21 protein-coding genes are annotated in these 23,527 nt (G+C 64.9%); 4 read left to right on the forward strand and 17 right to left on the reverse strand.

Annotation, left to right across the window (positions count from 1 at the left end):
• Positions 1–15 precede the first annotated feature (15 nt).
• Positions 16–3,018 (forward strand): excinuclease ABC subunit UvrA, encoded by a 3,003-nt coding sequence (gene uvrA / locus HNO88_RS14995; RefSeq protein ID WP_184247157.1) that lies wholly within the window; start codon positions 16–18, stop codon positions 3,016–3,018.
• Between the two features lie 48 nt (positions 3,019–3,066).
• Here uvrA and HNO88_RS15000 read toward each other — a convergent pair whose 3' ends face one another.
• The 8 genes from HNO88_RS15000 to hisG form a co-directional block, all read right to left on the reverse strand.
• The gene (locus tag HNO88_RS15000) at positions 3,067–4,395 is read right to left on the reverse strand and encodes a reverse transcriptase domain-containing protein (protein WP_184247160.1); all 1,329 of its coding nucleotides are present in this window, start codon (positions 4,393–4,395) and stop codon (positions 3,067–3,069) included.
• A gap of 2,204 nt (positions 4,396–6,599) precedes the next feature.
• The gene (locus HNO88_RS15005; protein WP_184247163.1) at positions 6,600–7,448 is read right to left on the reverse strand and encodes a cupin domain-containing protein; all 849 of its coding nucleotides are present in this window, start codon (positions 7,446–7,448) and stop codon (positions 6,600–6,602) included.
• The gene (locus HNO88_RS22860) at positions 7,445–8,587 is read right to left on the reverse strand and encodes a GNAT family N-acetyltransferase (protein WP_184247166.1); all 1,143 of its coding nucleotides are present in this window, start codon (positions 8,585–8,587) and stop codon (positions 7,445–7,447) included. Before HNO88_RS22860 ends, HNO88_RS15005 begins: the two co-directional genes overlap by 4 nt.
• A 135-nt stretch (positions 8,588–8,722) precedes the next feature.
• A complete protein-coding gene (locus tag HNO88_RS15015; protein WP_184247169.1) occupies positions 8,723–10,888 on the reverse strand; it encodes a sodium-translocating pyrophosphatase in 2,166 nt (721 codons plus the stop codon).
• Positions 10,889–11,009: 121 nt separating this feature from the next.
• Positions 11,010–11,978: a thiamine-phosphate kinase gene (gene thiL, locus HNO88_RS15020; protein WP_184247172.1), complete on the reverse strand. Its 969-nt coding sequence runs from the start codon at positions 11,976–11,978 to the stop codon at positions 11,010–11,012.
• Between the two features lie 5 nt (positions 11,979–11,983).
• On the reverse strand, positions 11,984–12,427 hold the full coding sequence (gene nusB / locus HNO88_RS15025; protein ID WP_184247175.1) for a transcription antitermination factor NusB: 444 nt from the start codon (positions 12,425–12,427) through the stop codon (positions 11,984–11,986).
• Entirely contained in the window at positions 12,424–13,716 is a 1,293-nt protein-coding gene (hisD, locus tag HNO88_RS15030) for a histidinol dehydrogenase (RefSeq protein ID WP_184247178.1), read from the reverse strand. Before hisD ends, nusB begins: the two co-directional genes overlap by 4 nt.
• Positions 13,716–14,369, reverse strand: coding sequence for an ATP phosphoribosyltransferase (gene hisG, locus HNO88_RS15035; RefSeq protein ID WP_184247181.1), 654 nt, complete (start codon positions 14,367–14,369; stop codon positions 13,716–13,718). Before hisG ends, hisD begins: the two co-directional genes overlap by 1 nt.
• 38 nt (positions 14,370–14,407) lie before the next feature.
• Between hisG and HNO88_RS15040 the strand changes: the two genes are divergently transcribed.
• On the forward strand, positions 14,408–15,484 hold the full coding sequence (locus tag HNO88_RS15040) for a DUF2332 domain-containing protein (protein WP_184247184.1): 1,077 nt from the start codon (positions 14,408–14,410) through the stop codon (positions 15,482–15,484).
• Here the strand turns inward: HNO88_RS15040 and HNO88_RS15045 are convergent.
• Positions 15,481–15,756 (reverse strand): BolA family protein, encoded by a 276-nt coding sequence (locus tag HNO88_RS15045; RefSeq protein WP_376768779.1) that lies wholly within the window; start codon positions 15,754–15,756, stop codon positions 15,481–15,483. The genes HNO88_RS15040 and HNO88_RS15045 overlap by 4 nt on opposite strands.
• A gap of 39 nt (positions 15,757–15,795) precedes the next feature.
• Here HNO88_RS15045 and HNO88_RS15050 point away from each other — a divergent pair, with 39 nt between their 5' ends.
• Positions 15,796–16,386 (forward strand): J domain-containing protein, encoded by a 591-nt coding sequence (locus HNO88_RS15050; RefSeq protein ID WP_184247191.1) that lies wholly within the window; start codon positions 15,796–15,798, stop codon positions 16,384–16,386.
• 58 nt (positions 16,387–16,444) lie between these two features.
• On the opposite strand, the gene HNO88_RS15055 is transcribed toward HNO88_RS15050, so the two are convergent.
• Positions 16,445–16,684 carry an RcnB family protein gene (locus HNO88_RS15055; protein WP_184247195.1) on the reverse strand — a complete coding sequence of 80 codons (240 nt, stop codon included), beginning with the start codon at positions 16,682–16,684 and terminating at the stop codon, positions 16,445–16,447.
• 150 nt (positions 16,685–16,834) lie between these two features.
• Between HNO88_RS15055 and HNO88_RS15060 the strand changes: the two genes are divergently transcribed.
• Positions 16,835–17,308 carry a hypothetical protein gene (locus tag HNO88_RS15060; protein ID WP_184247199.1) on the forward strand — a complete coding sequence of 158 codons (474 nt, stop codon included), beginning with the start codon at positions 16,835–16,837 and terminating at the stop codon, positions 17,306–17,308.
• A gap of 244 nt (positions 17,309–17,552) precedes the next feature.
• Here the strand turns inward: HNO88_RS15060 and ettA are convergent, their stop codons facing one another.
• The 7 genes from ettA to HNO88_RS15095 form a co-directional block, all read right to left on the reverse strand.
• Entirely contained in the window at positions 17,553–19,232 is a 1,680-nt protein-coding gene (ettA, locus tag HNO88_RS15065; RefSeq protein WP_184247202.1) for an energy-dependent translational throttle protein EttA, read from the reverse strand.
• A 216-nt stretch (positions 19,233–19,448) separates the two neighbouring features.
• The gene (locus HNO88_RS15070; RefSeq protein ID WP_246381830.1) at positions 19,449–19,958 is read right to left on the reverse strand and encodes a winged helix DNA-binding protein; all 510 of its coding nucleotides are present in this window, start codon (positions 19,956–19,958) and stop codon (positions 19,449–19,451) included.
• A gap of 197 nt (positions 19,959–20,155) precedes the next feature.
• A complete protein-coding gene (locus HNO88_RS15075; protein ID WP_184247208.1) occupies positions 20,156–20,320 on the reverse strand; it encodes a hypothetical protein in 165 nt (54 codons plus the stop codon).
• A gap of 272 nt (positions 20,321–20,592) precedes the next feature.
• Entirely contained in the window at positions 20,593–21,537 is a 945-nt protein-coding gene (locus HNO88_RS15080) for an aldo/keto reductase (RefSeq protein WP_184247210.1), read from the reverse strand.
• Complete coding sequence (gene ribH / locus HNO88_RS15085) at positions 21,530–21,952, reverse strand: 6,7-dimethyl-8-ribityllumazine synthase (protein ID WP_184247213.1); 423 nt, start codon at positions 21,950–21,952, stop codon at positions 21,530–21,532. Before ribH ends, HNO88_RS15080 begins: the two co-directional genes overlap by 8 nt.
• On the reverse strand, positions 21,945–23,258 hold the full coding sequence (gene ribB / locus HNO88_RS15090) for a 3,4-dihydroxy-2-butanone-4-phosphate synthase (protein WP_184247215.1): 1,314 nt from the start codon (positions 23,256–23,258) through the stop codon (positions 21,945–21,947). Before ribB ends, ribH begins: the two co-directional genes overlap by 8 nt.
• 47 nt (positions 23,259–23,305) lie before the next feature.
• A partial coding sequence (locus HNO88_RS15095) for a hypothetical protein (protein WP_184247218.1) occupies positions 23,306–23,527 on the reverse strand: 222 nt, incomplete at its 5' end.

Consider the following 23,527-nt stretch of genomic DNA (forward strand, 5'->3'; position numbering starts at 1 on the left):
GAACAGACTTCCCGCATGAGCTTGACCCACATCACCGTGCGCGGCGCGCGCGAGCATAACCTCAAGGGCGTGGACATCGCGCTGCCGCGCGACAAGCTGATCGTCATCACCGGGCTGTCCGGCTCGGGCAAGTCGAGCCTGGCGTTCGACACGATCTATGCCGAAGGGCAGCGCCGCTACGTCGAGAGCTTGAGCGCCTATGCGCGCCAGTTCCTCGAGATGATGCAGAAGCCCGATGTCGAGCATATCGACGGCCTCAGCCCGGCGATCTCGATCGAGCAGAAGACCACCAGCCGCAACCCGCGCTCGACCGTCGCGACCGTGACGGAAATCTGGGACTACATGCGCTTGCTGTGGGCGCGTGTGGGCATTCCCTATTCGCCCGCCACAGGCCTGCCGATCGAGGCGCAGACGGTGTCGAACATGGTCGACCGGGTGATGGCGCTGCCCGAGGGCACGCGCGCCTACCTGCTCGCGCCGGTCGTGCGGGGCCGCAAGGGCGAGTACCGCAAGGAACTCGCCGAATGGCAGCGCGCCGGCTACGCCCGCGTGCGGATCGACGGCGAGATGTACCAGATCGAGGACGCGCCCGCGCTCGATAAGAAGTACAAGCACGACATCGAAGTCGTGGTTGACCGCATCGCGGTGAAGGACGGCATCCAGACCCGGCTGGCGGACTCGTTCGAGCAGGCACTGAAGCTCGCCGAGGGGCTGGCCTATGTCGACCTGGCGGACACGACGGTGGCTGCTCTTTCGGGGGCAAGCACCAAAACTCCGTTCGTGTCGAGCGAAGTCGAGACACCTGTGCGCGGCATCTCGACTTCGCTCGATGCGAACGGAGAGGGGAGCGCAGGAACCAAGCAGGCGCTCAAAGGCGCCGGCCTGCCGCCCAACCGCATCGTCTTTTCCGAGAAGTTCGCCTGCCCGGTCAGCGGCTTCACCATCGAGGAGATCGAGCCGCGGCTGTTCTCCTTCAACGCCCCGCAAGGCGCGTGCCCGGCCTGCGATGGCCTGGGCGAGAAGCTGCTGTTCGATCCCCAGCTGGTGGTCCCCAACGAAGGCCTCAGCCTCAAGCAGGGCGCGGTGGTGCCCTGGGCCAAGTCGAACCCGCCCAGCCCCTACTACATGCAGGTCCTGACCTCCCTGGCCGACCACTTCGGCTTCAAGCTGGAGACCAGGTGGGAGGACTTGCCCGGCGAGGTCAAGGTGATCATCCTCTACGGCACCGCGGGCAAGGCCGTGCCGCTCACCTTCAAGGACGGGCGCAAGAGCTACACCGTCAACAAGGCGTTCGAGGGCGTGATCGGCAACCTCAACCGCCGCATGCTGCAGACCGACAGCGCCTGGATGCGCGAGGAGCTGGGCAAGTTCCAGACCGCGCAGCCGTGCGAGACCTGCCACGGCAAGCGCCTTAAGCCCGAGGCGCTGTCGGTGAAGATCGCCGGCAGCGACATTGCCACCGCCGCGCATTTCTCGGTGCAGGACGCCTACACTTGGTTCGGCGAACTCGACGCCAAGCTCACCCCGCAGCAGAGCCAGATCGCCAAGGCCATCCTCAAGGAGATCAACGAGCGGCTGGGCTTCCTCAACAACGTCGGGCTCGACTACCTCAACCTCGACCGCACCAGCGGCACCCTGTCAGGCGGCGAGAGCCAGCGTATCCGCCTCGCCAGCCAGATCGGCTCGGGGCTGTCGGGCGTGCTCTACGTGCTCGACGAACCCTCCATCGGCCTGCACCAGCGCGACAACGACATGCTGCTCGCCACGCTCAAGCGCCTGCGCGACCTGGGCAACACCGTCATCGTCGTCGAGCATGACGAGGACGCCATTCGCGCCGCCGACTACATCGTCGACTTGGGCCCTGGCGCCGGCGTCCACGGCGGCGAGATCGTGGCGGAGGGCACGCTCAAGCAAGTGCTCAAGAGCAAGAACAGCCTCACCGCCGCCTACCTCAACGGCACGCGCGAGATCGCGGTCCCGGCCAAGCGCCGCAAGGGCAACAAGAAGTTCGTCACCGTCGAGAACGCGCGCGCCAACAACCTCAAGGGGGTGACGGCCAAGTTCCCGCTCGGCACTTTCTGCTGCGTCACCGGCGTGTCGGGCTCGGGCAAGAGCTCGCTCACCATCGACACGCTGCAGGCCGGCGCCTCGCGCCTGCTCAACGGCGCGCGGGTGATCGCGGGCGCGCACGACAAGATCACCGGCCTGGAAAACTGCGACAAGGTGATCGAGATCGACCAGTCGCCGATCGGCCGCACCCCGCGCTCCAACCCGGCCACCTACACCGGCGCCTTCACCATCATCCGCGACTGGTTCGCCGGCCTGCCCGAAAGCGCCGCGCGCGGGTACAAGCCGGGGCGCTTCAGCTTCAACGTCAAGGGCGGCCGCTGCGAGGCGTGTCAGGGCGACGGCCTGATCAAGATCGAGATGCACTTCCTGCCCGACGTCTACGTCACCTGCGAGGAGTGCCACGGCAAGCGCTACAACCGCGAGACGCTGGAGGTGAAGTTCAAGGACAAGTCTATCGCCGACGTGCTCGACATGACCATCGAGGACGCCGAGGAGTTCTTCAAGGCCGTCCCCCCGATCCGCGACCGCATGCACATGCTCAACGAAGTGGGGCTTGGCTACGTCAAGGTCGGCCAGCAGGCGACCACGCTGTCGGGCGGCGAGGCGCAGCGCGTGAAGCTCGCCAAGGAACTCGCCCGCCGCTCCACCGGGCAGACGCTCTACATCCTCGACGAGCCGACCACCGGCCTGCACTTCGAGGACGTGCGCAAGCTCCTCGAAGTGCTCCAGCGCCTCGTCGACCAGGGCAACTCGGTGGTGGTGATCGAGCACAACCTCGACGTCATCAAGGTGGCCGACTGGATCATCGACCTCGGCCCCGAAGGCGGCGTCCGCGGCGGCGAGATCGTCGCCACCGGCACGCCCGAACAAGTCGCGGCCAACCCGGCGAGCTTTACGGGGCGGTATTTGAAGCCGTTGTTGGAGAAAGGCAGCGTGTCGGCGAGGTGAAAATTAAGAGGAGGTGCGAGGGCAATTGCCCTCGCGCTCCCAATCATTTCACTGGCCAGTCGGATCGAGAGGAGTTGAGCGGTCCCCGCTGCCTAAATCAGCTCGAAACATTGGCAGAGGTGTGAATGCAACGCCTTTGCTGCCAACGTAGCCCAGGAGCGCCGAGCCTAGGTCTACATTATTTTTTTCGAAGTGCCCGTCTGCAATGCGCATTGCTTGTTGACTGTAGTCAGTGAATACACGTGCAATAGACCGGTCAACATTCCTAATGGTTTCGACATCATTACAAAATTTATAGTGGTTCGCCCAACCCCGAGACATACCAGATATCTTACTCATTGTCTTTGGAACCGAGTAGTCAAGGTTGAAAAACTCCGCTGCCTTGGCGCTTCGGATTTCGATGAGGGAGCGTCCAGCTACCTCTTTGGCCCTGTCCACGATGCTTGTTCGTGATCTAGCATCTGGACGCATGCGACCTTTGCTGAACTCAATTCCCAAATACGAAAACGTCTGGTCGATCGGGCGCGGAACATGGTCAGTCTTGTCGGCCGCGAACTCCATTCCTTTTACGCCCAAAAGCCGAACGGCCTTTCTGTATTGTGCAGAGACTGCTCTTCCTGACGGCCCAATGATCAGAATGTCGTCTACGTAACGGATACACGCGCAGTCGCCCATATTCATCGCTGCATCGAAATCCGCCAAGACGAGGTTGCCAAGAAACGGCGACAGACAGACACCTTGACCCACGCCAAGGTCGCCATAGGGGAAGAAGGCCTTATGTCGCCAAATCGTCTCATGATTGGCGATATCTACAGCGATGGCGTCTTTGAAAAGGTCTAGAAATCCTGGATCATTGGGGATCAATGCCGCTAAATTGTCGACGGCCTCGGACTTCTTGATGCGCGTGAAGAATGAAGCGATATCTCCTACGATAACGTGAGTGCCGCCTTCACTGATAAGTCGCAGAAGTGCTTCGATTGCCGCGGGCACTCCGGCTCGTTCGTTACGTTCCTGTTTGGGAACCCCACCAAAGCTTAGCGGCTGAAAAGCTTTCGCCCTTATCGCCGGGTTTGTCAGTAGCGCGTCTAGTATGCAGCGCTGGACAACACGGTCAGCAGCCCGAGGGATAACAATTGGTCGTATCGAGCCAGGCTTGTTGGGTTTCTCTAAAGCCACGCCTTTCGCAGGCGAGAACTTAAAGCTTCCATGTTGCAGCTTCGCCGATAATGATCTGATATTTGCCTGCTCGACACTTGCGAACGCATCGATGTCATCTCGCACATACGGAGATGAAGATCGCCGACCATTATTCTTGATCGTCTGCCACGCCTTACGCAGATTCCCATGCTTTCGCATGAATGATGAGTACTGGCTCATTCAACCGGCAGCTCTAGTCTCTGGGCCCCACTCTCATCGACCCATCCGACTGCGCTATCCTCTGAGCAAAGGGCCTGTGACCCGTTGCCAGCCTGGCCCCGATCGCTTGCGCGCGCGAGACCACCGCCGCTCCGCTCACTCGCCACACCGATATGCTCGGCTGACACAGTTTGCATCGCCAGAGGCGAAACCGCAACCGCCAACCCTAAGGCTGCGGCCGCGAGCCAGCGAAAACTGGCACGTTTTTGCATGCCCCCGAAATCCGCGCTGCCGCACTCAAATCAGTGCGTGAGCTCCGAAATTCTGCTTGCATGCCCGCTTTCCCTTCCTTCAAAATTTTCCAACTAGCCGCCGAGTGGGTCACCTTTAAGCTAACGATAACGGCATCATGATTGTCGGACGGGTCTGCGCTATCCTCTGAGCAAAGGGCCTGTGACCCGTTGCCAGCCTGGCCCCGATCGCTTGCGCGCGCGAGACCACCGCCGCTCCGCTCACTCGCCACACCGATATGCTCGGCTGACTCAGTCAGCATCGCCAGAGGCGTTCATCGTTAATACTCAAAGCCTGATCTTAAGCAAGCGGAGAGTACAAACCGTAAACAACTTTCCTACACGCGCCATTCCTTGTAACCGGTATGGTTTAATGGCGTCGAGCGATGACGCATCATTGCTTATCGTAGAGGGTAATCCATGTCGGACAGTTTAGAAGCGAATGGCTCAGGCCCATTTTATCCCACGTCGTTCGGGCGGGGGTGGATACCGGTCGAGCGGGATATCGGCTTGCCGGGCGATGATGTTCTCCCCGGGATGGGGCGGAGCGCCGCTGGCGCAGGTGCGGGTGGAGGGGCACCCGCCGGTTCTTGTGACTCCGAGGCGCGAGAGAACTCGCGCGTTCCCCTCCACCATCCTGCGGATGGTTCGACTCCCGACTCAGGGCAGGAACCAAGGCGCAACCACAACTCCTGGACGCCGGCGCGCAAGGCGGCGTTTTTGCATCATCTGGCCGAGACGGGGAACGTGCGCGCCTCTGCCTCGCGGGTGGGGCTGACGCACCAGTCGGCCTACCTCGTACGGCGGCGGGAGCGGCCGTTCAAGGCGGCATGGGACGCGGCGCTGGTGCTCGCGCGCGAGGTGGCGGCGCAAGTGCTCGCGACGCAGGCGATCGACGGGATCGAGGAGCCGGTGTGGTTCCGCGGGCAACGGGTCGGCATGAAGAAGCGGTATGACTCGCGCCTGCTGCTCGCCCACATCGCGCGGCTCGACAAGGCGGCCGAGGCGGAGGATGCGGCGCTCCATGCCGAGCGCTTCGACGAACTGCTCGCCGCCGTCGCGGGCGAGGGGGCGCAAGGCGACATGCGCGGGCACGGCGAGACCTGGGCCGATCCCGATCCGCTGCTCCCCCATCCGCGCGAGCCCTGGGCCGACAAGGCGGCCAGCCGCGCCTACAACGACGCGTGTGAACAGTGGCGCGAGGACCTCAAGGCCAGGCGCGCCACCAAGGCGGACGAGCCGGACGCCTGCTTCACGCCCTGGTTCGCAGAGGCGCTCGCCGAGTGGGACGCCTGGCACGCGCGCGCCTGCGCCACCGTCGACGCCGCGGTCGAGGCGGAGAGCCGTGAGGTCTTCCCCGACTGGGTCGAGGTGGTCGACGAGGCCGAGGAATGGGGCTGCGAAGACGAGCGCGACGAGTGGGGGCGAGTGCCGGACTGGAACGACCCGGTGTACCGCAAGGACCCTCCGGTGGAGTACAAGTCGTGGGATATGGCCATGGCGGGGCTCACGCGGAGGCGCGCAGACGCGGAGAAGAACAGGGAAGGGGGAGCGCGCGCAGAGGCGCAAAGCCGCGGAGATGTCGTGTTTGCGGCGGAGCCGCCTTGCCCTTCGGATCGTGCGTTTGACGGTTTCGAAGAACCAGGGAGAGAGGCCTGCGATGCCGAGCTACCTCCCTGCGCCTCTGCGCCTCTGCGCGCGCCCGCTTCTTCTTTCTTCCTCCGCGTCTCCGCGCCTCCGCGTGAAACCGTCTTGCAAGATCCTCTCCTGAAAGGGGAGGTGGCAGCCGCGCCAGCGGCTGACGGAGGGGTGTCCCCGCTGGTCGAGTGCTCGGACGAGGGGGTTACACCCCTCCACCACTCGCTTCGCGAGCGGTCCCCCTCCCCTTGCAGGGGAGGATCCGATGTCTCTCAGGACACCGGCAACTGCGGCAACTCAGCCGGCCCCGAGCTGCCCCGAGAGCTTCCGGGCGACCCTCCAGCCGAGCGCCTTGGCGCGGTTGCTCGCCGGCCAGCGGCCCGGGCGGGCGGGGGAGAGGCCGCACTTGCGCAGCAGGCCGTTGAAGGCGCGCGCGTCGGCTTCGGCGAAGCTCCACTCCGAACGCCAGGTGATCGAGAGCGAGACCGACGGCTCGGGTCCGTTGCGCACGAAATGGGGCGCCATCACCGGCACGTAGACCGCCTCGCCGGGTCCTATCGCGAATTCGCGGCCGCCGGATAGCAGCTCCTCGCGCCACTGCAGTTCGCGGCCGCCGCCGGTGTGATAGGTCTCGTGCACCCGGTCGGGGGCGTAGCGCGGGTCGCCGGCGGGGAACTGCGTCATGACCTTGGACCCGCGGACCTGGAGCAGGATGTTGTGCTCGGGGTCGAAGTGGTAGGGCGTCATGCTGCCGGGCGAGCTGATGAAGATGAAGCTCTGCGTCTTGAGCATGGCGCCGGTGCGGCGCTCGATCGCCGGCGTCAGCTCGGCCAGCAGATCGGCCAGCAGCGCGGCGTAGGGGGCGTGTTGCTCGACGTTCTTGAGCACCGCCCACGAGGCGCTGGTCTCGATGCGGCGGATGGTCTCGCCGATGGGAATGCCGGTGGGAGCGGGCTTGCCGTCGATGCCGATGGGCTGGTCGGCGGCGTTATACTCGACCGAGCTTGCGGGGAGGGCTTCGGCGAGCCGGGCGAGGGCCTCGCGCTCCAGCAGCGGGTGATGGTCGAGGCTGTGCGCGAGGACGTGCGGCACCTCGGGGTAGGAGCCGGCGAAGGTCTCGCGGGAGAGGGAGGGGAACACGGTCATCGCTTGACCTCGTGACGGACCAGCTGGCGGAACGCGAACCGGCGCGCCGCCCCGCCGATGGCGATGGATATCCGCCCGATCTCTCGCCGCTCGCGCCAGATGTGGTCGATCATCGGATGGTCCGCCGCCGCGCAGCTGTCGGTCCAGGCGATCTCGGGGTTGCTGAGGATCTGGAGGTTCTCGCGCTGCAGCAGCACGCCGGGGGAGAAGCGGGCGAACCCCTCGTCGAACGCGGTCTTGAACGAGAACGCGCCGGGTGGGCTGAGGAAGCTGGCGAGCATGGCGATCGGCCTGCCGTCGAGGGTGAGGGTGAGGCGCTCCAGCCGGTTGCGGCTCGCGCCTCCGGCGAGGCTCTGGGCGAACAGGGCGGCGGTAGCGGGAGAGCAGGCAAGGGCGGAGCCGGCCTGGCCCTTCCACCCGGCCTGCTCGAGGCGGAGGAAGTCGTGGATCCACTGTTCCAGACCGTCGCTGTCGGTGGAGCGGTCGAGCTGGACGGCGCCTTCGTCGGCCAGACGGTTGGCCTGGCGGCGTAACTCCTTGCGCTTCTTGCCCGACAGCGAGGCATCCCAGTACGCTTCGGGCGAGAGATCGGACGCCAGCATCGCCCGCTCCTCGCGGTGGACGATCTCGGCCTGGCGCTTCGAAGTGGTGAGCACGGCCTCGAGCGCGTCTTGCAGCGGACCGCCGAGCGGCAGGTCGCGCAAGTGGAGGAACAGCGCGGCGCCGGCGTTCTCGTCGGCCCAGCGAAGCATGGCCTGCCAGAACGGCACTTCCGCTCCGGCGGCGACAAGCGGTGCGCCGCAGAATACGTTGGGATGCAGCCAGTTGGCGAGGTTGGGGAACGGATGGCGGTAGTAGCGGCCCTGGCGCACGATCGGCAGCAGGCCGGCAAGCTGACCGTCCAGGTCGAAGCGCAGCAGCTGGACTTGTCCATCGCGGCTCAGGTGGCGGAGCGAGGGGAGGAGATACCAGCTCTCGAAGAAAGGGTTGGGCTCGCTGGCCTGCAGGGCGAGTGCATCCCACGCGGCGACCTCTTCGGGCTCGGCTAGGCTCTGCCAGGACACGCAAGCGAGCGTGCCTGTGCCTGGCGCTAGCGGCGCAAGAACGGCAGGGTGCTGGATCTTGGGCCTTGTCGCCACGGTTAACCTTCGCCTGGCGCGCAGAGCGGTCGCGCTGGCATCGGCTATCAGGATGCGGTCAAGGAGTGCCTAAGGACGATGGTTAAAGAAGAGCCCCGCACGGCGGACCGGCGGGGCTCGAAAATTGTCGGCGGTTCAGCCCTGGCTGGCGAGAACAGCCAGCAACAGCAGTGCGACGATGTTGGTGATCTTGATCATCGGGTTCACGGCCGGACCCGCGGTATCCTTGTAGGGATCGCCCACAGTGTCTCCGGTCACCGCAGCCTTGTGGGCCTCCGATCCCTTGCCGCCGTGGTGCCCATCCTCGATGTACTTCTTGGCGTTATCCCAAGCGCCGCCACCCGAGGTCATAGAGATCGCGACGAACAGGCCCGAGACGATGACGCCGAGCAGCATCGCGCCGAGGGAAGCAAAGCCCTGGCCCTGGCCAGCGACGGCGGTGATGATGAAGTACACCGCGATCGGCGAGAGCACCGGCAGCAGTGAGGGGATGATCATCTCCTTGATCGCTGCGCGGGTGACGATGTCGACGGTCCGGGCATAGTTGGGCCGGCTGGTGCCTTCCATGATGCCGGGATTGGACCGGAACTGTTCGCGCACGTCCTCGACCACTGAGCCGGCAGCTCGCCCGACCGCGGTCATGCCGAAAGCTCCGAACAGGTACGGCAAAAGTGCGCCGAGCAGCAGGCCGACGATCACGAAGGGGTTCGAGAGCGAGAAGTCCACCACCACGTCGGGGAAGAACTCCTTGAGGTCGGTGGTGTATGCCCCGAACAGCACCAGAGCTGCGAGGGCGGCCGAGCCGATCGCGTAGCCTTTGGTCACGGCCTTGGTCGTGTTGCCGACAGCGTCGAGTGCGTCGGTTCGCTCCCGAACGCTGTCGTCGAGGCCGGCCATCTCGGCGATGCCGCCGGCATTATCCGTCACCGGACCATAGGCATCGAGCGCCACGACCATGCCGGCCAATGCCAGCAGCGCGGTCGCGGCGAAGGCCACGCCGATGATGCCGGCCAACTGGTACGTCGCCACGACCGCGACGACGATTACCAGCGTCGGCAAGGCGGTGGACTCGAGGCTGATCGCCAGTCCCTGGATGACGTTGGTGCCGTGGCCGGTTTCGCTCGCCTTGGCGATGGAGCGGACGGGGCGAAAGTTGGTGCCGGTGTAGTACTCCGTGATCCAGACGAGCAGGCCAGTGACGGCAAGCCCGATCATCATGCACCAGAACAGATCGAGCGCGGTAAACTCGGCGCCGTCGCGGGCGGCGGTGCCGAGCGCGGCCTCGGTCGTCAGCGTGTCGGTGGCAGGCTGGAGGAAGCCGGCCCCGCCGATGACGGCGTTGAGGTCCTGGAATGCGTACTGGAACACGCCGTAGATGAAGAACACTGACAGGATGACAGTGACCCAAAATCCCTTGTACAGCGCGCCCATGATCGATGCCTTGGAGCCGAGGCGCACGAAGTAGGTGCCGATGATCGACGCGACGATGCACACGCCGCCGACGAGCAGCGGGACGGACATCAGCGTCAGCAGGTCCGCGGTGGGCGCCTTCACGAGAAGGGCGATCGAGACCATGGTCAGGCCGATGGTCACGACGTAGGTTTCGAACAAGTCGGCGGCCATGCCGGCGCAGTCGCCGACGTTGTCGCCCACATTGTCCGCAATCACCGCGGGGTTGCGGGGATCGTCTTCGGGGATGCCGGCCTCGACTTTGCCGACGAGGTCGGCGCCGACGTCCGCCGCCTTGGTGAAGATGCCGCCGCCGAGGCGCGCGAAGATCGAGATCAGCGAGGCGCCGAATGCCAGGGCTGTCAGCGCATCGACGATCGGGCGCGCATTGGGCGCCAGCCCGGCAGGGCCGGTGAGATACCAGAAGATGCCTGCGATCGACAGCAGGCCAAGTCCCGCCACCAGCATGCCGGTGATCGCGCCGGACCTAAACGCGAGGGTGAGCCCCCCTTGCAAGGACGTGCGCGCGGCCTCGGCTGTGCGAACATTGGCGCGGACCGAGATGTTCATGCCTACGAACCCTGCCACGCCGGACAGGATCGCGCCGATCAGGAACGCCACTGTCGACAGCGTGCCGAGCGTCAGGAACAGCACCACGGCGACGAGAACGCCGACGATGGCAATGGCGGTGTACTGGCGGCCAAGGTAAGCCTTGGCGCCCTCCTGGATGGCGGCGGCGATATCCTGCATCTTTTCGTTGCCGGCGGGCGCGCCGAGCACTTGTCTACTGGTGATGATGCCGTACAGCACGGCGACCAGCCCCAGGACGATTGCGAACGTGATCAAGTCCACGCAACATCCCCTTTTCCCATTGTTTATCTTTTATTAGGCAACGTTGTTCGCTGCTCTAAGGACAAGGGCTATAGAGTGGCTGCGGTACTGGCAAGCCGGGATTGTGGCGCGCGAGCTGGCGTCAGCTTTGGTGTTCGTAGCCAAGACTTGCCGGGAGGGGCACGCGCTGGCCGTTGTACGCCAGCTGCAATCCCTCGCCTGCGCTCAGCCGGCCCACGCGATGGAGCGGACGGTCATGCTCGGTCGCATGCGCCAGCAGGGTGGGCTCCTGCGCACGAGGCGCCGCGAACAGGAGCTGGTAGTCATCTCCGGCCGTCGCGGCGAAAAGGCGGGCGGCAAGGTCCTCACCCTTCGCGTGGCGAAAGGCCGGTGACAAGGGGACTGCGTCCAGGTCGATCTCGATGGCCACACGGCTAGCCCTGGCAAGCCGTGCCGCATCGATCAGCAGCCCATCGGACACGTCCATCATAGCGCTCACGAGCGGGGCGATAGCAACCCCCAGAGCGACGCTTGGCCTGGGCGTGCGGTATGCAGCAACCAACGCCGCGCGACTGGGCGGATCGGCATCGGCCTGGCCGCACAGGATCGCGAGCCCCGCGCCTGCGTCGCCAATCGAGCCACTGACCCAGAGGTCGTCACCGGCCCGGGCTCCGGAGCGCGAAGGAACCGGCGCTTCGCTGCGCGGTTCACCGAGGGCAACAAGGGCGAAGCTGCGCGCCGATGGGGCCGGCTCCCGCACCGTATCGCCACCAAGAAGGGGGATGGCGAAGTGTTCGCAGGCGCTCCGAAGCCCTGCCAGGAACGCGCAGTTCCATGAGCTGTCCTGCGCGAGCGGATAGCTGAGCAGGCAGCCCCTCGGCACTGCCCCCTTGGCGGCAAGGTCCGATACGTTGGTGGCGACGAGCTTCCAGGCGACCGTGTCGGCGGGATCCTCGGCGAGGAAGTGCACGCCCTCGACGACAGTATCCATGGTCAGCACCAGGCGCGTCCCGCCTAGGTGAAGAACGGCCGCGTCGTCTTCGAGCCCTCGTGCCGCAGGCGAAGTGGCTATAGCCCTGAGGGCAGCGATGAAGGCCGCCTCACTGGCCATATGCCTCAGCGAACCTGCTTGCCGACCGCGTCCAGCACACCGTTCACGAACTTGGCCTCGCGCGCATCGAAGAAGGCGTGGGCGACATCGAGGTATTCGCTGATGGCGCTTCCGGTGGGCACGTCAGGACGGGCCATGAGTTCCCAGGCGCCGGCACGCAAGATCTGCAACATGGTCCGATCAAGTCGCGCCAGCGACCATCCCTGCGCCAGCTTGGCCGCCAGCAGGGTGTCGATCTCTTCGCGGCGGGCGAGCACGCCCTTCACGACATCGTCGAAGAACGCCACTTCGGCGTCTGCGTACTGGTCCTCGTCGATCTGCGCCCCAAGGCGGTGGCGGTGGAACTCGTCGAGAAGCTGCGCCTGCGGCGTGCTCTCCATCTCGTGCTGGTAGAGGGCCTGCACGGCGGCAAGCCGCGCGGCGGAACGCTCTTTCGGTTTGGCAGTCATATTCCCAGTCTCGTTTCGATCGAGCGCGCGTGGGCCGGCAGGCCCTCGGCCTCGGCCAGGGCGATGGCGGCAGGGCCGATCGCGGCGAGCGCACGCTCGCTCAGTTGGATGAAGCTGGTGCGCTTCATGAAGTCGAGCACCGACAGGCCGGATGCGAAACGTGCGCGGCGGCCGGTGGGCAACACATGGTTGGGGCCAGCGACATAGTCGCCGACGGCCTCCGGGGTGTGCCGGCCGAGGAACACGCTGCCGGCATGGCGGATGCGGGCGAACAGGGCTTCCGGGTCGTCGGTCGCGATCTCGACGTGCTCGGCTGCAAGGGCATTGGCGAGCGCCGGTGCCTCTTCCAGGCTTTCGACCTCGATGATGACGCCGTGCTTGTGCCAGCTCTGGTCGGCCACCCGCGCGGTCTGAAGCATGGCGATCTCGACGCCGACGCGATCCGCCACCGTGTCGGCGAACAGCGGATCGTCGGTGATCAGGATCGATTGCGAGGAGGGGTCATGCTCTGCCTGGCTGAGCAGGTCGGCGGCGATCCACTCCGGGTCGTTGCGGCCATCGGCGATGACGAGGATCTCGCTCGGGCCCGCGACCATGTCGATGCCGACGACGCCGAAAAGCTGGCGCTTGGCTTCGGCGACCCAGGCGTTGCCGGGCCCGGTGATGACGTCGACGGCATGGATGCGCTGCGTGCCATAGGCCAGCGCCCCGACCGCCTGCGCCCCGCCGATGCGCCAGATCTCGTCCACCCCGGCCAGGTGAGCCGCGGCCAGGACCAGTGGATTGATGACCCCCTTGGGTGTGGGCGTCACGACAACCAGTCGCTCCACGCCCGCAACCTTGGCGGGAATGGCATTCATCAGCAGAGAGGAGGGATACGCGGCCCGCCCGCCGGGAACGTAGAGACCGGCGGCGTCTACGGGCAGCCACTTGGCGCCGAGCCGCACGCCAGCCTCGTCCGTGTAGTCGCGGTCTTCCGGCTTTTGCGCTTCGTGGTACGTCCGGATGCGCTCGGCCGCGAGTTCCAGTGCAGCGCGCAGCTCTGGCTTCAATGCGTCAAAGGCATCGCGGCAGGCGGCCGCCTCGATCCGCCACGAGGCCTCGTAGGTAAGGCCATGACTATCGAAGCGGCGGGTATAATCCACGAGTGCTTCGTCGCCGCGGCGGCGCACGTCGGCCAGGATAAGCCCTACATCGCGCGCGACATCCTCGTCACTTTCGCGGCGCTCGCGCACCAGGCGCCGAAAGACCGCCTCGAATTCGCGGTCACGGGTCGATAGGCGCAGCATCAGGCCGCCTTCCGCTCGCTGACGAGCGCCCGGAAGCGCTCCACCAAGGCGCCGACACGTTCGTCGGTCTTGAGCGCGGCGCGATTGACGATCAGGCGGGCCGATATGTCCAGGATACGGCTCGTCTCGACCAAGCCGTTCTCGCGCAGGGTGCGTCCGGTGGAGACGAGGTCGACGATGCGGCTCGCAAGCCCCAGACTGGGCGCGAGTTCCATGGCGCCGTTGAGCTTCACGACTTCGGCCTGGATGCCGAGCCGCTCGTAGTGGCGGCGCGTCAGGCTGGGATACTTGCTGGCGACGCGCAGGTGCGACGGCATCGCGCCGGCGGTCTGGCCTTCGGGCTCGGCGACGGACAAGCGGCAGTGGCCGATGTCAAGGTCCACGGGCGCGTAGAGGTCGGAATAGGCGAACTCCTCGACGACATCCGAGCCGACGATGCCTGCCTGCGCGGCGCCATGCGCGACGAAGGTGGCGACATCGAAGGCCCGCACGCGGATCAGGCGCATCTGCGCATCCTCGCACGCGAACGACAGCGCGCGAGACTTCTTGTCATGGAATTCGGCTTCGGGCACCACCCCCGCACGCGCCATCAGCGGCAACGCCTCGTCGAGGATGCGGCCCTTAGGCACGGCAAAGATCAGCGGATCAGGCATGGCCGCGGGCCTTACGCGGCATGCCGGCGAAGGGCAACATGGGAGCGCGCATTATGGATGCCGGAACCAGCTTCGCAGGGGACGTTCGCCAGGCTTTCGACAATCAGGTCGATTACTGCGAACGTAACGGTGCCGGCATCACCGCTCGCGTGGTTCGAGCCCTGCGCGATGTCCTGCGCCACGACGACGACGTGCCGTTCCTAGCCCGCATCCGAGACTGGCCGGGCGTGGCTCTGGCGGATGGCCTTCCGTTGCGCGCTGCCGGAGCCCTGCATGGCCTGCACCTGAGCGGCCAAGCGCCAGAACTCGGGCCGGTCTACGCCGGCGAACCTGTCGATGGTGAGGCAATCCTGCGCGCGGTCGCAAGGGCGCACTCGAACTGGTTGCTGCCGTGGCTGGACGGGCCACCACAAACCAACGAGGCGGGGCGATCGTCAAGCTTTGCCGCCGGCATGCTGTGGCTGGTCGACCAAGGTCTGCCGAACCGGGTCGAGCCGTTCGAGATCGGCTCGAGCGCGGGCATCAACCTGATGATGGATCGCTTCGCCTGGGACCTGGGCGGCGTGGTCGTCGGCGCCAGCGATCCGATCCTGTCCTTCAAACCCGAGTGGCGCGGCCCACCGCCACCACGGCACGACCTTTCGATCGCTGCACCGAGCGGGTGCGACGTGGCACCGCTCGATCTCACTGATCCGGCGCAGGCGTTAAGGCTCAAGGCTTATATCTGGCCCGAGCACACCGAACGCTTTGCCCGGCTTGAGGCGGCGATCGCCGAGGCTGCCATCCGTCCGCCTCGGTTGACCCGGATGCACGCAGCGGACTTCGTAGAACAGCAACTCGCGAGCCCACAGGCCGAGGGGACGACCCGCGTGCTGGTCCACTCGATCGTGTGGCAGTATCTGCCCGACGAAGAAAAGAAGCGCATCACGGCGGCTATGAACGCGGCAGGTGCTCGGGCGACCCGTGAGCGTGCGCTCGCCTGGATCGCTCTGGAAGCGGATCGCGTGGCGATGGCTCACAGCCTGCAGGTCCGCTACTGCCCGGGCCATGGCGAGATCCACCGGGTTGCCGCCGCCCATGCACACGGTGCGTGGGTGAAGTGGCTCGGCGCTTAACTTTCGCCGGGCGCGCGCAATTTCAAGGCGAGGGCGTGGACGCGCTGGCCAGGAATGTCGCCGAGTGCCGCATTGACCATGCGCTGTCGCTGCAATCGCGATACGCCGGCAAAGCGAGCGCTTTCGATCTCTACGGTGAAATGCGATTCTCCGCTGCCGTCGTCGCCAGCGTGGCCATGGTGACGCGCGCTGTCGTTCGCGACATCGAGGTAAGTGGGGGCGAAGGCGTCGGTCAAAAGCCGTCGTATTTCCTGAGCAATCGGTCCGGTCATGCCTTCCATTTAGAGCATTGCTCTCCCATCTGAAAGCCGGTGAGCAAGCACAGATTTCACGGAAGATTCGAGGCGACCGGACGCGCGTGCAGTTGGCCTGGGTGCGACGATGCAGGCGAGTTTCGCGCGCCGGGAGGCCGCCCCTCGGGGTTCGATGGGCCGGGCGATTATCGCTGGTTCTGCCTCGACCACGTGCGCCAGTTCAACTCCGGGTACGACTACTTCGACGGGATGAGTTCGGAAGAGATTTTCCACGCCCAATCCCCGCTTCATGGCTGGGCGGAGACGACCCGCGCCTTCCGCCCGGACGCCGGAGTGGACGATGTGCCGCGCTGGGCGGACTTCTCGGACCCCCTAGAAGCGATCAGTGCCAGGGCACGGGCGCATGTGCGCGAACGCCGCGAGCAGATGCGCGCGCAGGCAAGCGGCTTCACCCCGGACGAGCAACGTGCCCTAACTGCGCTAGGTCTCGACGTGGATGCGGATCGCAAGGGTCTGCGGCGGCGCTACACGGAACTGGTGCGGCGCTTCCATCCCGACCACAACGGCGGCGACCGATCGCATGAAACTCGGCTCCAGCAGGTGGTCGACGCCTACCAGTTGCTGCGGCGCGCAACGGCCTTTGCCTGACGCAAGAAGCCCCCGCGCAGTGGCGCGGAGGCTTCTTTTTCATCACCAGCGCGATTGATTACCAGAAGAAGTCGTAGATCGCGTCGACAACCTCGCCGGAGTAGATGTCGACCAGCAGGACGTCGCCATAGTACCTGACCCAGCGGTAGGGGCCGTAGACCTCCGGCAGGCGGTATGCATAGGGATCGTCGATCCAGTACCGCGAGCCATAGAACAGCGAGCCGAGCGACAGACCGACGCCGACGCGCCGATAGCTGTAGTTCTGGTATGGCGAGTAGTAGCGCCCAGCCTGGAACACGCTGCGGTTGCGCGAGCGGTACGACGACCAGTCATACCGATTGTTGCTGCGCCAACCACGGTCCCAGGATCGGTTGTTGCCACTACGCCAGTTACCGTTGTCGCCCCGGTATTCGTTGTTGTTCCGCCATGCCTCGCGGCCGTAGTTGCCTTGGCGATCGTTCTGCCAACGGGCACCATCACGTCGGCCATCATCACGTCGGCCATCATCGCTGCGGCCTTGCCATTGAGGCTGATCGCGTCGGTCGCCACGTTGTCCTTGCCGACCGGCCCCGTTGCGGAACGCATCGGTGTCCCGCCCTTCCAGCACGGCACCGCGATAGGCTTCCCATTGTTGTGGAGTCCAGTTGCGCGTGTCCGGCCCGTCGCGGTTGCCACGATCTGCCTGCTGGCGATCTCCTCGCCAGCCATCGTCGCGATTGCCATTCCAGCCTTGGCGCTCTGCAGGAGAGGAGGGGGCCTGTTGCTGCACCGTCGCAGGCGCCTGAACTTGGGGACGCTCGCGCTGCTGCCACTGTTGCTGGCCTTGCTGCGGGTTGCCCATGCGCTCGCCACGATCGCGGACCTGGCCTCGACCTTCCCACCTGCCGGCGCGCTGCTGTTGCTCTTGCGCCGATGCCAGTGACGGCGCGACGAGTGCCGCGGTAGCGAGCGCCAGGGCGCCAAGGCTGGCGATTTGCTTCGACGCACTCTTGTTCGTGAATGACCTTGCCATCTGTCCCGTACTCCGAGGGACGGGTCGCACAGCGATTGTGGCCTGTCCTTGTCAGGCCTTCTAAGTCGCACGCACTGACGCGACACTGAACCAGCCTTGCGCCTTCCGTTCAGCTTTGCAGGAGCTCAACTGAACGGAAGGGGCGGGCTTGGGATCAACGCGTCAACTTCTTGTAGGCGAGGGCAGTAGGCCGATCGGCCGCATCGCCGAGGCGCCGGCGCTTGTCTTCTTCGTAGGCCGCGAAGTTGCCTTCAAACCATTCGACGTGGCTATTGCCCTCGAAAGCGAGGATGTGCGTGGCAAGACGGTCGAGAAAGAAGCGGTCGTGGCTGATGACCACGGCGCAGCCGGCGAAGTTCTCGATGGCGTCTTCCAGTGCCGCCAGCGTCTCGACGTCGAGGTCGTTGGTCGGCTCGTCGAGCAGCAGGACGTTGCCACCCTCCTTCAGCATCTTGGCCATGTGCACGCGGTTGCGCTCACCGCCGGACAGCTTGCCGACGTTCTTCTGCTGGTCCGCGCCCTTGAAGTTGAACGCGCCGACGTAGGCGCGGGTCGACATGTCGTGGCCGTTGACCTTCATGTAATCGAGCCCGTCGGAGATTTCTTCCCAGACGTTCTTCGCCGGGTCGAGATGATCGCGGCTCTGATCGACGAAGCCCAAGTGCACGGTGCTGCCGATTTCGATCGCACCCTCGTCGGGCTGTTCCTTCCCGGTGATCAGCTTGAAAAGAGTCGACTTGCCCGCGCCGTTCGGCCCGATGACACCTACGATACCGCCAGGCGGCAGCATGAACGACAGGTTCTCGAACAGCAGCTTGTCGCCGTAGGCCTTGGTCAGGCCCTTGGCCTCGATCACCTTGCCGCCGAGGCGCTCGGGCACCTGGATGACGATCTGGGCCTTGCCGGGCTTGCGATTGTTCTGCGCTTCCTGCAGCTGCTCGAACTTGCGGATACGGGCCTTCGACTTGGTCTGGCGCGCCGCCGGGGTCTGCCGGATCCACTCGAGCTCCTCGCGCAGCGCCTTGGAGCGCCCGCTTTCCTCGCGCTCTTCCTGCGCCAGGCGCTTGGCCTTCTTCTCCAGGTACGTGGAGTAATTGCCCTCATACGGGAAGTACTTCCCGCGATCGAGCTCGAGGATCCAGCTCACCACATTGTCGAGGAAATAGCGATCGTGGGTGATCATCAGCACCGCGCCGGCGTATTCCTTGAGGTGGTTCTCCAGCCACTCTACGGATTCCGCGTCGAGATGGTTGGTCGGCTCGTCGAGCAGCAGGATCGACGGCTTCTGGATCAGCAGCCGGGTGAGGGCGACGCGGCGCTTCTCACCGCCGGATAGGCTGGTGACCGGCCAATCGCCGGGAGGGCAGCGGAGCGCTTCCATCGCCAATTCTAGCTGGCTGTCGAGCGACCAGCCATCGACCGCGTCGATCTTCTCCTGCAGCGTGCCCATCTCTTCCATGAGCGAGTCGAAGTCCGCGTCTTCAGGCGGATCAGCCATGATCGTCGAAATTTCATTGAAGCGGTCGACGAGATCGGCGACGTCGCGCGCGCCGTCCTTGACGTTCTCCAGCACGGTCTTGCTGGCGTCCAGCTCGGGCTCCTGCTCCAGGTAGCCGACCGTGATGTTCTCGCCCGCCCAGGCCTCACCCGTGATATCGGTGTCGATACCGGCCATGATCTTGATCAGGGTCGACTTGCCGGCGCCGTTCGGGCCGACGATGCCGATCTTGGAACCTTGGTAGAACTGCAAGTTGATGTTCGAAAGCACCGGCTTCTGCGCGCCGGGGAAGGTCTTGGTCATGCCCTTCATGACGTAGGCGTACTGGGCGGCCATCTAAAATCCTCTGGGATCGGGCGTGTGGGGGAGTTGCCGCGTCCTCTACAAGCGCAGGCCGGTCACCGCAAGGCTGAGGGCGGCGACCGCCTCGCACTCGACCTGGGATGTCTTATGCTTCGGCTTGGCGGTTCTTCGTACGACGCCGTGGCTGCGCCCTGTCGTGAGAAGGCGATCCCGACGCGACCTGTACTGCGCCGGACCCGACATACCCTATCAGCGCCGCTTTGCGATGTCTGACGCGCCTTCATCGAGCAGGACGACCGACCGGCTCGATGCCGAGAAGTACTCCAGCATCGCCTCATATCCCTTGGGGCTGAGACGGACATAGACGCGCCTTGCATCGCCCGGATCGGCTTCGCGGCTGAGGAAGCCCTGACGCTCCAGTATGGAGATCCAGCGCAGCGCCGTCGTGGAGGGCACTGCCGAACCGATGCAGGCACTGGTCACCGACACCCGGCGCCGTTCCTTCGCGGCGATGAACAGATCGAGCAGGATGTCCCAGGCCGGCTCGCCGAACAGTTCGTCGGACTGGAAGATCTTGTTGCGCCGACGTCGGTCCTCATACGTCTGGCGGGCGAGCTCGACCCAGACCGGGTGATCCTGGCTGGCCGCCGGGGCGGTGTGCGACCCGCTGGCGCCGGATGAAGCACCATCGTCATGGCTCGTCATCTCAAGCTCACGCGCCATCGCGAGCAGTTCGTTGGCGATCCCGATCAGGCGCATGGCTTTCGCCCGATTTCGCATGACCTGTTGCGGTATTCCCATGACTTCAAAGCCCCACCCGCTACCATGCAGGCGCGGGATGCGATCAATCGCGCGGCAAGGTCGCGCCCCCTCCCGGCTGCCATCGCAGGATGCTAAATGGCCGGTCCGGTCTGGAGCAACCATAAGCGGTTGCCGGACAGTGCGTCTTGAAGAGCTTACTCCGAAGTGGAGATTTCCTGGGTGGAATCGAACTGGCGACGCAGTGCGTGCAAGGCGGCGTCCACATGCGCCGCCGCTACTTGCGCACCAATTTCGTCGAGCGCGGCAAGGCATTTCGTCAGGGTTTCGGTCAGATCTTCGACGCGATGAGAATCACACACGGCACTTGTCTCCACTGCGCGAGGTTGGCCCCCGCGGTGTCCGCTGATGCGGACCTTGTTTTTCTTTGCGACCCGGATTTTCCCGGAGACTATTCTAAACGACTTTGTATCCGATTTCGATGATTATCGAGATACGCCTTCCACGTGGCATGATCCGGCGAGTTTGGGAACAGCCTTCTCATCATTGTTCTACAAGGGAACACTTCGGCCCCGGCGATTAATTGCTCGACAATGCTTATCGCGTACAAACACTTATCTATGTGCAGGCACGATCAGGCTGGTGAGAGGCCCAGTTGCTGCAATTGGGCAGGGGAAAGATCAAGCGCCGTTGCGTGAGCCAACTCCATGACTTGCTTCGGCGCGGTCGCGCTGGCGATCGGCGCGGCGATCCCTGGCTGCGCGTTGATCCACGCCAGGGCGACTTCGACAGGCTCGGCGCCTACATCCCTGGCGACGGTACGAAGCCTTTCCAGGGTGGCCCATCCGCCATTCGCCGCGGCATCATCGAGCGACCTGGCGCGAGCGCTTCCGGCCCATTGCGCGGCATTCTCGTACTTGCCGGTCAGAAAACCCGCAGCGAGGCCGTAATACGGCATGACGGCGATGCCCTGTCGCACGCACAGGTCCTGCAAGGCGCCTTCATATTCGTTGCGAGCGACGAGGTTGTAGAGCGGTTGAACGACCGTGAACGGTTGCGCACCGCTGGCTCGTGCCGCTGCGTTCAACTCGACGAGCCGCCCAGGTTCATAGTTCGAGACGCCGAGTTCGCGCACTTTACCCTCGCGGTACGGCACGTCGTATGCGCTGACGACCTCGTCCAAGGGCGTGACCCGGTCGTCGCGGTGGATGTAGTAGAGGTCGAGGTAATCGGTCCGAAGCCGTTGCAACGAGCCTGCTAAAGCACTCGCGACCGCTTCTGGCCTGAGTGCGCCGGGAGGGCCACCCATGCCCGTCTTGGTGCCGATCCGCATCTCGGCGCGCACGCCGCGGCTCTCCAGCCAGGCGCCTATGATCGTCTCGGATTCTCCGCCCTTGTTGCCGGGTACCCAGGACGAGTAGCCCTCCGCGGTGTCGATCATTCGCCCGCCCGCTTCGTAGAAGGCGTCGAGCACGGCGAAGCTGCGGTCCTGGTCGATCGTCCATCCGAATACGTTCCCGCCCAGAACCAGGCGGATGCCGGCGACGGAGGGATGATCGACCGAACCGTTGCTAGCCACCAAATCGTTCCTTCAGTTCCAGCAAGGCGATCGCCGCCTTGGCGGCCTCGCCGCCCTTGTCCTTTTGCGCCGGATCCGCGCGAACCAGCGCCTGGGCTTCATTCTCGACCGTAAGGATGCCGTTGCCGATGGCAAGGCCGTCCATGGTCATGGCCATGATCCCGCGCGCGCTCTCGCCGGCAACAATCTCGAAGTGATAGGTTTCGCCGCGGATCACAACGCCGATGGCGACGAAGCCATCGTAGTCGCCGCTCGCCTCGGCGAGGGAGATTGCGGCCGGAATCTCCAGCGCCCCGGGCACCGTGATCGTCTCGCTCTTGTGGCCTGCCGCCTTGAGAGCGGCCCGCGCGCCTTCGATCAGCATGTCGTTGAGGTGGTCGTAGAACCGCGCTTCGACGATGAGGAACTTAGCCATTGTGGTCGTCTCCGGCGCCGTCGATCGCATGCTCGCCGACGATGTTGATGCCATAGCCTTCCAAGGCCACGAGCGAGTGATGGGTGTTGGTGAGCAGCACCATGTCGTGGACACCAAGTTCCGCGAGGATCTGAGCACCCACGCCATAGTCGCGCAGTTCGTTGAGGTCGGGCTCTTCGCCGGCGCGGACCCGCTGCTTGATGTCGAAGGTGCGCGACATAAGCGTGCCCATCGGGCGGTTGATCAGGACGATGACGCCGGTGCCCGCCTCGCCGATGATCTCCATCGAGCGGTGGAGCAGATCGCCGCGCGCGCCTTGGGTCTCACCGAGAATGTCGGCGAAGATCGATAGAGTGTGCATGCGCACCAGGGTCGGCTTCTCCGGGTTGATCCGCCCCTTGACCAGCGCCATCGTCTCGTCACCGGTGGCCTTGTTGTAGTAGGTTCGGGCGGTCCAATGGCCGCCGTACTTGCTGTCGAAGGTCAGGTCGGCCTTCTTCTCGATCATGCGATCGTGACGACGACGGTAGGCGATCAGGTCGCGGATGGTCCCGATCTTGAGGTCATGCATCCGCGCGAAGCTGACCAGATCGTCCATGCGCGCCATGGTGCCGTCATCGCGCATGATCTCGCAGATGACGCCCGAGGGGTTCAGGCCGGCGAGGCGCGAGATATCGACCGCGGCTTCCGTGTGCCCGGCGCGGACCAGCACGCCGCCGGGGCGAGCACGCAAGGGGAAGACGTGCCCGGGCGTGACAAGATCATTCGCACCCTTCGTGCCATCGATCGCGACCGAGATGGTGCGGGCGCGGTCGCCTGCGGAGATGCCGGTGGTGACGCCTTCGCGCGCCTCGATCGAGACTGTGAAGGCGGTTTCGTGGCGCGTGCCGTTCTTCGGGCTCATCGCTTCGAGACCGAGCTGGTCGCAGCGCTCCGACGTGAGCGAGAGGCAGATCAGGCCGCGACCGTGCGTGGCCATGAAGTTGACCGCGCTGGGCGTCGCCATCTGCGCCGGGATGACCAGATCACCTTCGTTCTCGCGGTCTTCGTCGTCCACCAGGATGAACATGCGACCGTTCCTGGCCTCGTCGATGATCTCCTCGATCGGGACCAGCACCGGACGGTCATCGTTGGCGAAGAGTACCCGTTCGAGCTTGTTGAGCGTCTCGGCGGTGGGGTTCCAGTCAGGCTCGGTCAGGTCACGCAGGGTATTGGCGTGAAGGCCGGCTGCACGGGCGAGTCCGGAGCGGCTCATGCCGCCTTCAGTGACCAGCTTGCGGACTTTTTCGATAAGATCGGTAGCCATTGCGGTGTGCTCGCATCACATTTTAGTGTGGGAAATGTAGGCTGCGATCACATCGCAGGCAAGGCCGATTGTTGTTGCGAGTAGATCGCATTTCGCTTGCCGCAGTTGCCGGTGTTCTGAGAGCACTTGCCGGTCTGTTCCTTGTCGCCGTTCGGGATGTCAGGGCATCCCACCCGTAAGCGTCCGGTCTGGGGCGCCTTGCGCGACGGGTAATCGGCAAGCCACAGGTGCGGCACTGTGGACAGCACCGGTGCGGCACTTATGGCTAC

Origin of the sequence: Novosphingobium chloroacetimidivorans, assembly GCF_014204535.1 — a bacterium.
GTDB lineage: Bacteria > Pseudomonadota > Alphaproteobacteria > Sphingomonadales > Sphingomonadaceae > Novosphingobium > Novosphingobium chloroacetimidivorans.